Source organism: Klebsiella sp. HMSC16C06 (genome assembly GCF_001808325.1).
In the GTDB taxonomy this organism is placed as follows: domain Bacteria; phylum Pseudomonadota; class Gammaproteobacteria; order Enterobacterales; family Enterobacteriaceae; genus Klebsiella; species Klebsiella variicola.
In genome coordinates, this window is record NZ_KV793012.1 from 606,554 (window position 1) to 617,074 (window position 10,521).

10 protein-coding genes are annotated in these 10,521 nt (G+C 60.4%); 4 read left to right on the plus strand and 6 right to left on the minus strand.

What is annotated here, in order from left to right; all coding sequences use genetic code 11:
- Positions 1–66 precede the first annotated feature (66 nt).
- The 4 genes from HMPREF3142_RS21735 to HMPREF3142_RS21750 all read right to left on the minus strand — a co-directional run bounded on the left by HMPREF3142_RS21735 (position 67) and on the right by HMPREF3142_RS21750 (position 4,993).
- Positions 67–1,308, minus strand: a complete 1,242-nt coding sequence (locus HMPREF3142_RS21735; protein WP_022065143.1) for an LVIVD repeat-containing protein — start codon at positions 1,306–1,308, stop codon at positions 67–69.
- Between the two features lie 102 nt (positions 1,309–1,410).
- Positions 1,411–2,475, minus strand: a complete 1,065-nt coding sequence (locus HMPREF3142_RS21740; protein ID WP_070612555.1) for a sugar ABC transporter substrate-binding protein — start codon at positions 2,473–2,475, stop codon at positions 1,411–1,413.
- Between the two features lie 20 nt (positions 2,476–2,495).
- On the minus strand, positions 2,496–3,494 hold the full coding sequence (locus tag HMPREF3142_RS21745; protein WP_002894035.1) for an ABC transporter permease: 999 nt from the start codon (positions 3,492–3,494) through the stop codon (positions 2,496–2,498).
- On the minus strand, positions 3,491–4,993 hold the full coding sequence (locus HMPREF3142_RS21750) for a sugar ABC transporter ATP-binding protein (RefSeq protein WP_023339773.1): 1,503 nt from the start codon (positions 4,991–4,993) through the stop codon (positions 3,491–3,493). Before HMPREF3142_RS21750 ends, HMPREF3142_RS21745 begins: the two co-directional genes overlap by 4 nt.
- Positions 4,994–5,156: 163 nt before the next feature.
- Here HMPREF3142_RS21750 and HMPREF3142_RS21755 point away from each other — a divergent pair, with 163 nt between their 5' ends.
- The 4 genes from HMPREF3142_RS21755 to HMPREF3142_RS21770 all read left to right on the plus strand — a co-directional run bounded on the left by HMPREF3142_RS21755 (position 5,157) and on the right by HMPREF3142_RS21770 (position 7,911).
- On the plus strand, positions 5,157–6,245 hold the full coding sequence (locus tag HMPREF3142_RS21755) for an oxidoreductase (RefSeq protein WP_023339772.1): 1,089 nt from the start codon (positions 5,157–5,159) through the stop codon (positions 6,243–6,245).
- A gap of 57 nt (positions 6,246–6,302) precedes the next feature.
- Positions 6,303–7,046 carry an SDR family NAD(P)-dependent oxidoreductase gene (locus HMPREF3142_RS21760; protein WP_012968723.1) on the plus strand — a complete coding sequence of 248 codons (744 nt, stop codon included), beginning with the start codon at positions 6,303–6,305 and terminating at the stop codon, positions 7,044–7,046.
- Positions 7,047–7,229: 183 nt separating this feature from the next.
- Positions 7,230–7,532: a type II toxin-antitoxin system RelE family toxin gene (locus tag HMPREF3142_RS21765; protein ID WP_002893907.1), complete on the plus strand. Its 303-nt coding sequence runs from the start codon at positions 7,230–7,232 to the stop codon at positions 7,530–7,532.
- Positions 7,507–7,911 carry a helix-turn-helix domain-containing protein gene (locus tag HMPREF3142_RS21770; protein ID WP_008805591.1) on the plus strand — a complete coding sequence of 135 codons (405 nt, stop codon included), beginning with the start codon at positions 7,507–7,509 and terminating at the stop codon, positions 7,909–7,911. Before HMPREF3142_RS21765 ends, HMPREF3142_RS21770 begins: the two co-directional genes overlap by 26 nt.
- Here the strand turns inward: HMPREF3142_RS21770 and HMPREF3142_RS21775 are convergent.
- Positions 7,908–8,105, minus strand: a complete 198-nt coding sequence (locus tag HMPREF3142_RS21775; RefSeq protein WP_002893903.1) for a YbdD/YjiX family protein — start codon at positions 8,103–8,105, stop codon at positions 7,908–7,910. The two genes, HMPREF3142_RS21770 and HMPREF3142_RS21775, sit on opposite strands and share 4 nt — an antisense overlap.
- Positions 8,106–8,197: 92 nt before the next feature.
- The gene (cstA, locus tag HMPREF3142_RS21780; protein WP_008805590.1) at positions 8,198–10,303 is read right to left on the minus strand and encodes a pyruvate/proton symporter CstA; all 2,106 of its coding nucleotides are present in this window, start codon (positions 10,301–10,303) and stop codon (positions 8,198–8,200) included.
- Positions 10,304–10,521: the final 218 nt, after the last annotated feature.

The following is a 10,521-nucleotide window of genomic DNA, read 5'->3' on the forward strand; positions in this document are numbered from 1 at the left end:
AGGCCGGGTAAGGCGAAAGCCGCCACCCGGCAGACATGCGAGCACAATTTTGCGTTTACCTTGTCCTCATCCCAGATACTCAATCACCGACAGCCCGCCGTTGTAATCGGTGCTGTAGATAATGCCCTGCGCATCGACAAACACATCGCAGGACTGGATCACCTGCGGGCGGCCGGGACGGGTATCCATCATCGTCTTCGGCGCCGCCGGCACCAGCGCCCCGGTCTCCAGCGGACGATACGGGTTGGAAATATCGTAAGCCCGCACGCCGGCATTCTGATAAGTGGCAAAAATCAGCGTTGAGCTGACAAAGCTGCCGGGACGATTCTCATGCAGGTTGTGCGGACCGAAATGCGCCCCTTTCGCCACATAGTCGATTTCATCCGGCTGTGGGAAAGTCGAGATGCTCACCGGGTTCGCCGGCTCGCGGATATCAAACAGCCAGATCAGCTTCTCACCGTCCTCCTGATTGTCGAGCACCGCTTCGTCAAGCACCACCAGCAGGTCACGATCCGGCAGCGGCAGCGCGGTATGCGTCCCGCCGCCGAACGGCGGGCTCCAGTTGCGATGGCTAATCAGCGTCGGCTGGGTACGGTCTTTGACATCCAGCAGCGTCAGGCCGCCGTCGCGCCAGCTGCCGTAGGCGGTATCCCCGGCAATAATGGCGTGATGCAGCGCATAGCGTTTGCCCTGCGGCCAGTCCGGTGTTTCACCGCCCGCCTGGTGCATCCCCGGCAGCCACCAGCGCCCGGCCACTTCGGGCTTACGCGGATCGGCCAGATCGATGGTCAGGAAGATGTAGTCAGTAAAACCGTCGATCAACGCGGACACATACGCCCAGCGGCCGCCGACGTACCAGATGCGGTGAATACCGATACCGTTAAGCGACAGGAAACTGATTTCCCGCGGCTGCGCGGGAGTGGAAATATCAAAGATGCGCAGCCCGGCGCTCCAGCCCTTGTCCTGCACATCGCTGACCGTGTCGCCCACCGAGCGGGTGTAGTAGACCTTCTCATCAGCAAAACGGGCGTCGGCAAACAGATCCCGGGCGTTGATCACCAGCAGCAGATCGTCATGCGCCTGCAGATGCACGTTCCAGGTGCCCGGCGGCGCGGCAATATAGTTGACGGTGGTGGGCCGGGTCGGATCGCGAACATCGACCACGGAAAAGCCCTGCGACACCATATGGCCGATATAGGCGAATCCGCGGTGCACCATCAGCTGCACGCCGTCCGGACGACCGCCCTGATCGCTATGGCCAATCAGCCGCATATTGCGGCTGTATTCGGGGGAAGGTAATGCTGACATAGGGGATCCCTCTCGCCCGGTGGCATGGTTTTCCCCCTCTCCCTGCGGAAGAGGGCCGGGGTGAGGGCACCAGGCCGCCGCCCACCGCCACCCGGCTTGATTTTATTTGTTTTTCGCTTCCAGCGTCGCGAACCACGGCGCGATAAAGTCTTCGGTCTGGCCCCAGCCAGGGATAATTTTCCCCAGCGACGCCACGTTCACCGCCCCCGGCTGGGCCGCCAGCAGCGCCTGCGGGATCGCCGCCGCCTTGAAGTCGTAGGTGGCTGGCGTCGGCTCGCCGGCGATCTTATTGGCGATCAGCCGCACGTTGGTCGCGCCGATAAGCTTCGGATCCACCGCCACGCTCACCTTCCATGGGCTGCCGGCTTCGCGCATCAGCTGCAGATCCTGGTTGGAAATATCAATGCTGTAGAGTTTGATCTCGGTGCGGCCATTCTCTTTCAGCGCTTTATAGGCCCCCTGGCTAAAGGCATCCCAGGTGCCCCAGATCGCGTCGATTTTCCCTTTCGGATACTTGGCGAGGATCGCCCCCACCTTGTTGGCAGTGTCGCCCTGCACATCGGATGACACGGCGCCGATCGACTCCAGCTCTTTAATCCCCGGATTTTGCTTCAGCAGCGTCTGGTAAGCCGCCTGACGGCGCTCCATCGGCGGGAAGCCCGCCACCCACAACTTGACGATGTTGGCCTTGCCGTTGAAGTCTTTCACCAGCTGGCCAAAAGAGAGCTCGGTCAGCGACGCGTCATCCTGCTGACTGACCGTCACCCCGGGGATCTCACTGCTCACCGCGGTATCGAACACCGCCACTTTGATCCCGGCATCCACCGCCTTCTTCACCAGGGCGGTGGAATACGGGTCACGCCCCTGGGAGAGAATAATGCCATCGTATTTCTGGCTGATGGCCTGGTTGACGAAGTCCTGGAATTTGGCGTCATCGCCGTTGCTCAGGAAGGTGCTGATTTTGAAACCGAGCTTTTTGCCTTCCTGCAGCGCCCCGGAGACAAACTGGGTGGTGTTATCGTCAGACCCCAGGTTGCGGATCACCGCAATACGGATCGGGCCGCTGTGCTCGGCAATCGCCGCCGGCACCGGCGTCGGGGCAGTGGCCAGCGCCGCCGTCGACTGCAGCAGACCCAGCGTCATCAGAGAGAGTGCGATCTTTTTCATGCTGTTTACCCTGTAAAATGTTAAGTACGGCGCTGAAAATAGGTCAGTGCCAGCGCGCCAGCCAGGACCAACCCTTTAATAATGTCCATCGCGTAATACGGCACCGAGAGCATCACCAGCCCGTTGGAGAGCACGCCGAGGATCACCGCCCCCACCAGCGTCCCCAGGGCGTTCGGTTTACCGGAGCCCGCCAGCGAAAAGCCGATCCAGGCCGCCGCCACCGCGTCCATCAGATAGCCGCCGCCGGCGTTGACCTGCGAGGATCCGATACGCGAGGCCAGCAGAATGCCGCCCAGCCCGGCCAGCAGCGAGGCAATCACGTATGCTGCGACTTTGTAACGAGTGATCCGCAGGCCGGAGAGCCGCGCGGCCTCCGGGTTGCCGCCGATGGCGTACATCCGCCGTCCGTGGGTGGTGAACGACAGTGCCAGCTGGGCGACCAGCGTCACCACCAGCATGATGATGACGATGGTCGGCACCTGCCCCAGCGCGCCAAAGGCCGCCGGGATAGTGCCTTCCGCCATCTCGCCGCTCGGCAGCACCATGTTTTCAGTAATCGAACCGCCGTAGCTGTAGGTCATCGCCACGCCCTGAATCACAAACAGGCTGGCCAGGGTGGCGAGCATGTCAGGAATGCGCAGCACCACGATCAGAAAGGCGTTAAACAGCCCCACCAGGGTGCAGAGCGCGAGGGTGATCAGAATCGCTTCGGTGGTCCCCAGGCCATGCCAGACAAACAGGGAAATCACCAGCGCGTTAGCCAGCGATGCCGTCGATCCCACTGACAGATCAAAGCCGCCAATGGTGAGAGAAATCGACACCCCGATGGCAATCACCGTGACAATTGCGATCGAGCGCAGAATGTTGATGATGTTGAACGGATCAAGGAAGTTGTCCGAGGCGAGGCCAAAGACCGCCACCAGCAGCACCACGGTCAGCAACATGCCCCACTTATAGAGAAAATCAAAAAATCGCTGACGGCCCGATACCGTCGCGTTTACTGCCAGGGCCTTGCTCACGCTGCCGCTCCTCCGGTTGAATAATAAAGCAACGTCTCTTCCCGGGCTTCCGCGCCGGGGATCTCCGCCACAATCCGTCCGTCCCATAGCACGCAGATGCGGTCGCATAAACCGACCAGCTCGGCGAATTCACCCGAGGCATAAATCACCCCTTTGCCTTCCCGCGCCAGACCATCGATCAGCATGAACAGATCGGTTTTCGCTTTCACATCGACCCCTTTGGTCGGTTCGTCAAAAATCAAAACATTGGCATGACTGCGCAGCCATTTGCCAATGGCCACCTTCTGCTGGTTGCCGCCGGAAAGACGGCGCAGCATCTGCCCCGGGCCAGTGGCGCGCACGCCGAGGCGGGCAATCACCTCCTCCGCCCAGCGCCAGGCCTGCCGATGGCCAAACAGGCTCCAGCGCGAAAAGCTGTTATCGGCGCTGACCGCCAGGTTCATCGCGATCGGCTCTTCGATGAAAATGCCCTCTTTGCGCCGCTCCTCCGGGACTAGCGCCAGGCCGCGCCCCACCGAGTCGGCAGGATCGCGCGGTCGCCACGGCTGGCCGTTCAGCTCGCCACGCTGCACCCGGCTTTTGCTGGCGCCGAACAGCGCTTTGCACAGCTCGGTTTTGCCCGCGCCGGCCAGCCCGGCGATACCCAGAATTTCCCCCTTCCGCAGACGCAGCGAAATATCCTGCAGCAGCGCCTCATCATGCAAACCGTCAATCTGCAGCAGCACCTCTTCGCCGTGCGGCGGGCGCGGCGGTGGGAAGATATCGCTCAGCTCGTGGCCCAGCATCTTTTCGACGATCTGTTCGCCGCTCAGCGGCGCCATCGGGCCGCTCTCAATCAGCCGCCCGTCGCGCAGCACCGTCAGGGTGTCGCAGATCGCCTTCAGTTCATGGATACGATGCGAAATAAACACCACCCCGATCCCCTGCTGCTGCAGACGGCGTACTACCGCAAACAGGCGCTCACTTTCATGCTGATCCAGCGGCGCGGTGGGCTCATCGAGGATCAAAAAGCGGCAATGGTGCGACAGAGCGCGAGCCAGCAGGATTTGCTGTTTTTCGGCGAGCGTGCAGCTGTCAATAGAGCGCCTGACGTCCAGCGCCACGTCCAGCTGCGCCAGCGCCTCGCGCGCCAGCTGCCGAACCCGCGACCAGCGAAACGCCATGCCCGGCTCCGCCAGCCTGTCCAGCATGATGTTTTCCGCAATGCTCAGGCCCGGCACCAGCGCCACATCCACCTCCTGCTGCACCAGGTGGATCCCCAGCTGTTTAGCATCCCGCGGCGAACGAATGATGACCGGCTGGTTGTTGATCGTCACCTCGCCTTCATAATGAGCGTGGGTGCCGCACAGCACCGCCATCAGCGTCGACTTACCCGCGCCGTTGGCCCCGGTCAGGGCATGCACCGACCCGCCATGAAGGGTAAAGTCCACCTTGTTCAGTGCCTGAAAGCCGGAGAAGGCCAGGCTAATGTTATGCATCTCAAGGCGGTTCGCGCTCATCACTGTTCCCGTGCGGTAATTAATCTTCTGATTTAACGAATTTTTCATAGCCGCCGCTGGCTGACAACTGCGTAAAAAGCATAAGATACAACGAAATAATATTAGCCATCTGGATGTCCAGACATAACATCAGTTTAGCCCAACACCTATAAGGACAGCTTCCATGAGCAACAGCGATATCCGCGTCGTACCCGGCCCGGCCAACTATTTCTCCCACCCTGGCAGCCTTGAGCGGCTGAGCGATTTTTTCAGCGCCGACCAGCTCTCGCGGGCGGTGTGGGTCTATGGCGAGCGCGCCCTGGCCGGCGCCGAACCTTTTCTGCCGGCGGCCTTCCACCTGCCGGATGCAAAAAAGATCCGCTTTACCGGCCACTGCAGCGAACGCGACGTGGCGGCGCTGGTGCAGGCCTCCGGTGACGATCGGGCGGTAGTGATTGGCGTCGGCGGCGGCGCGCTGCTCGACAGCGCGAAAGTGCTGGCCCGTCGCCTGGGGGTACCGCTGGTGGCCATCCCGACCATCGCCGCCACCTGCGCGGCGTGGACGCCGCTGTCGGTGTGGTACAGCGACGCCGGACAGGCCCTGAATTTTGAGATCTTCGATGACGCCAACTTCCTGGTGCTGGTCGAGCCGCGCATCATTCTCAACGCCCCGGCGGAGTACCTGCTGGCGGGCATTGGCGACACCTTAGCCAAATGGTATGAGGCAGTGGTGCTGGCGCCGCAACCGGAGGCGCTGCCGCTCACCGTGCGGCTGGGGATTAACGGCGCGCTGGCGATCCGCGACGTGCTGCTGGCCAGCAGCGAAACGGCGCTGGCGGACCAGCGCCGCGGCGATCTGACCCAGGCGTTTCGCGATGTGGTAGAGGCGATTATCGCCGGCGGCGGGATGGTTGGCGGGCTGGGGGAACGTTACACCCGGGTCGCCGCCGCCCATGCGGTGCACAACGGACTGACGGTGCTGCCGCAGACGGATAAATTCCTCCACGGTACCAAAGTCGCCTACGGCATTCTGGTACAGAGCGCCCTGCTTGCTCAGGACGATGTGCTGGCGCAGTTAGTGCAGGCATATCAGCGCTTTAACCTGCCGACCACCCTGGCGGCACTGGAGGTCGATATCAATAACCGCACAGAACTGGACCGGGTCATTGCCCATACCCTGCGCCCGGGCGAGTCGATTCACTATTTACCAGTGACGTTAACCCCTGAGGTTCTGCGCGCGGCGTTTGAGAAGGTGGAATACTTCAGCCGTTAATCGCCCCGACCGTCTATACCTAATGATGATGCTCACCACTCTCGCAACGAGGTCATCATGCAGATCGATTTAACAGGTAAAAAGGCGCTGGTTACCGGCGCCAGCCGTGGGTTGGGTCGCGCAATCGCGCTGTCGCTGGCACGCGCCGGTGCCGATGTGGTTATTACGTATGAAAAATCGGCCGATAAAGCCCAGGCAGTCGCCGATGAAATAAAGGCCCTGGGTCGGCACGGCGAGGCGGTGCAGGCCGACAGCGCCAGCGCGCAGGCTATTCAGGATGCCGTCACCCATGCGGCCCGGTCCCTCGGCGGGCTGGATATTTTGGTCAACAACGCAGGGATCGCCCGCGGCGGTCCACTGGAATCCATGACGCTGGCGGACATTGACGCGCTTATCAACGTCAATATTCGTGGGGTGGTCATCGCCACCCAGGAAGCGCTGGTGCATATGGCCGATGGCGGACGGATCATCAACATCGGCAGCTGTCTGGCTAATCGCGTGGCCATGCCGGGCATCGCGGTTTACGCCATGACCAAGTCCGCCCTCAACGCCCTGACCCGTGGCCTGGCGCGTGATTTAGGCCCTCGCGGGATCACCGTTAACCTTGTCCATCCAGGGCCGACCAACAGCGATATGAACCCGGAAGACGGAGAACAGGCGGAAGCCCAGCGCCAGATGATTGCGGTCGGTCACTACGGCCAGCCGGAAGACATCGCCGCGGCGGTCACCTTCCTCGCCAGCCCGGCCGCCGGGCAGATCTCCGGTACGGGGCTGGACGTGGATGGCGGATTGAACGCCTGATCGCACATTTTCTGCAAGCCTCTGTCGCCCGGCAGAGGCCTTCCCGCGCCGCCTCGACGGGTTGCGTTTTGCCTCTTACCTGCGTTTTTTCTCCGCTCTACAGTACCCCATAAGAAATTCGGAATTTATCTAATAGTCTTATTATTTCCTTATATTTTGTGTGGGCGTACAGTGGAGGGACGGATGAAAATTGTCTGGTCAAAAACGGCAGATAAGCAATTTTCTAAAATCGATACTCGGTATAAGAGCCGCATTAAATCCAGGCTGGAAAAGATGGATGATAAAGCTTCACCTATCTCGGATATCAAAAAATTGTCCTCTCCCGAAAACCACTACCGGCTGCGATTAGGTGATTACAGAGTCATCTACACCTTTGGGGATCCGCCGGGCGATACCTGCTACGTCGTGGCGGTTAAACGCCGAACCACCACCACCTACCTTCATGAGGAAGATACCGAATATGACTATTCAGTACATCAAGGATGAAGAAGGAAAAGACCAGTATGTCGTCATTCCTTACAGCGATTACTTTCGTATGCGCCTGGCTCTGCTGGAGTACGACGACGAGGATGAAAGCGACTGGGAAGATATTCCTTATGAATCAGACATCTATGATAATGTCATGCTACCAGGCGAAGTATGCGACGTGATGCATAAAGAAAACGTCAGTCTGCAGGCCGCGTGGCGCATCCTGCGCGGGCTATCCCAGCAGGAGGTCGCGGCTAAACTCGGCATCAGCCAGTCCGCCGTGTCGCAGCTGGAAGCGCTGGACTCCCGTCCGCAGAAGCGCACCCGCGAGAAGCTGGCGGCGATTTACGGCTGTACCCAGGAGCAGATCAGCCTCTATCTGCCGAAAGAGGGTTAACAGCACTTCGCCCCGCCCTTGCCGCCGTAGCGCGCGTCCTGGCGCTCGCGAAAGAATTCTTCATAGGTCATCGGCGTCTGATCCGGGTGGGTTATTCGCATGTGCTCGACGTAGTTATCGTAATCCGGCACGCCGATCATCATCTTCGCCGCCTGGCCTAAATATTTTCCCGCTTTGGAGAGGGTGTCGAACATAAGTCATTTCTCTTTTGTTTCCCTCTCCCAAAGGGAGAAGGAGGATCGGAAATGTAGGCCGGGTAAGGCGAAGCCGCCACCCGGCACACCGGTTAATGCGCGCGCTTCGCCTGCGCGGTTATAGTTTGCGCATCGGCGGGCATCGCCTGGTACGGCGTCTCTTTCGCCGTCGGTTTATCCTCTTTCAGCGCCGCCAGCGCGGTTTTAATCGAGAACAGCGCCAGCACCACCACCACAATCATAAAGAAGATGGTCAGCCCGGCATCGAGACGGTTGTTAAACACCAGCTGCGCCAGCTGTGATTCGGTATATTGCGGCGGAATGTTGCCGCTGTCGATCATCGCCTGGAATTTATTGGCGATGGCCAGGAAACCGACTTTGGTATCCGGGCTAAACGACTTCTGCCAGCCGGCGGTCAGGGTACAAATCAGCAGCCAGCTTGTCGGCAGCAGCGCCACCCACGCGTAGCGCTGGCGTTTCATCTTGAACAGGACCACCGCGCAGAGCATCAGCGCCATCCCCGCCAGCATCTGGTTGGCGATACCGAACAGCGGCCACAGGGTGTTAATCCCGCCCAGCGGATCCACTACCCCCTGATGCAGGAAGTAGCCCCACGCCAGGACGCACAGCGCGGTCGCCAGCAGGTTGGCCGGCAGCGAACTGGTTTTTTTCAGCCCCGGGCTAATCACGCCCAGCAGATCCTGCAGCATAAAGCGCGCCGCACGGGTGCCGGCATCAACCGCCGTCAGGATAAACAGCGCCTCAAACAGAATGGCGAAGTGGTACCAGAACGAGACATCCATCAGCCCGCCCAGCGAGCCGTGCAGGATGTAGGCCATCCCCACCGCCAGGGTTGGCGCGCCGCCGGCGCGGGAGATAATCGACTGTTCACCCACCTCGCTGGCGATTTGATGCAGCGTATCCGGGGTAATGCTAAAGCCCCAGCCGCTCACCACCTGCGCCGCCGAGGCCACCACATCGGTGGTTCCCGCCGGCGCCAGCACCGCCATCGGGCTGTTCATCGCGAAGTAGACGCCCGGGTCGATAATACAGGCCGCCACCAGCGCCATAATGGCGACGAAGGATTCCATCAACATACCACCGTAGCCGATAAAGCAGGCCTGGCCTTCGTTGGCCAACATTTTCGGCGTGGTGCCGGAGGAGATCAGCGCGTGGAAGCCGGAGACCGCGCCGCAGGCGATGGTGATAAACAGGAACGGGAACAGGTTGCCGCTCCACACCGGGCCGGTACCGTCGACGAATTTGGTCAGCGCCGGCATGGTCAGGGTCGGGCGCATAATCAGAATGCCAATCGCCAGCCCCACGATGGTGCCGATTTTCAGGAAGGTGGAGAGGTAGTCGCGCGGGGCCAGCAGCAGCCAGACCGGCAGTACCGCGGCGACAAAGCCGTAGCCCACCAGGATCCAGGTCAGCTGTACGCCGGTGTAATCAAACCACGGCGCCCAGGTCGGGCTTTCCGCCACCCAACCGCCGGAGATGATGGCGAACACCAGCATCACCAGGCCGATCACCGACACCTCGCCGATGCGCCCCGGGCGCAGGTAGCGAATATAGATACCCATAAAGATCGCCAGCGGGATGGTAAAGGCGACGGTGTATGTCCCCCACGGACTGTGGGTCAACGCTTTCACCACGATCATCGCCAGGACCGCGAGGATGATGACCATGATCATAAAGCAGGCCACCAGCGCCAGGACGCCAGCGGTTGGCCCCATCTCCTCTTTAACCAGTTCGCCAAGCGAGCGGCCATCGCGACGGGTCGAAACAAACAGCACCATAAAGTCCTGTACCGCCCCCGCCAGCACCACGCCGGCGAGGATCCAGATCATCCCCGGCAGGTAGCCCATCTGCGCGGCAAGCACCGGGCCCACCAGCGGCCCCGCGCCGGCAATGGCGGCAAAATGGTGACCGAACAGCACTTTTTTGTCGGTCGGAACATAATCGAGGCCGTCATTATGTCGTACCGCCGGCGTCATCCGCGTCGGGTCAACGCCGAGAACGGTTTTGGCGATATACAGACCGTAGAAACGATATGCGATCAGATAAACGCAGACCGCCGCGACGACAATCCACAGCGCATTTATCTGCTCACCCCGGTTTAAGGCGATATAGCCGAGGGCAAAGGCTCCGATCACGGAGAGCAGTGTCCAGATAAGGTATTTCCCTGAATTATTCATTGTTGTGGTCCACCGGTAGGGTAATCAGGATGTTACATTTTGTTTCTAGATCACAACGCAGAATTTAACAACATCGAAACAGCGCAGATGCCGTACACCCACAGAGATTTGTCTCACATTGCTAGCGAGATCACTTAAGGCAGGAAAATGAATGAAAGGATTACCGTGAACGGTGCCGTTTGTTTGTCGGGTGGCGGCTAACGCCTTACCCGACCTAC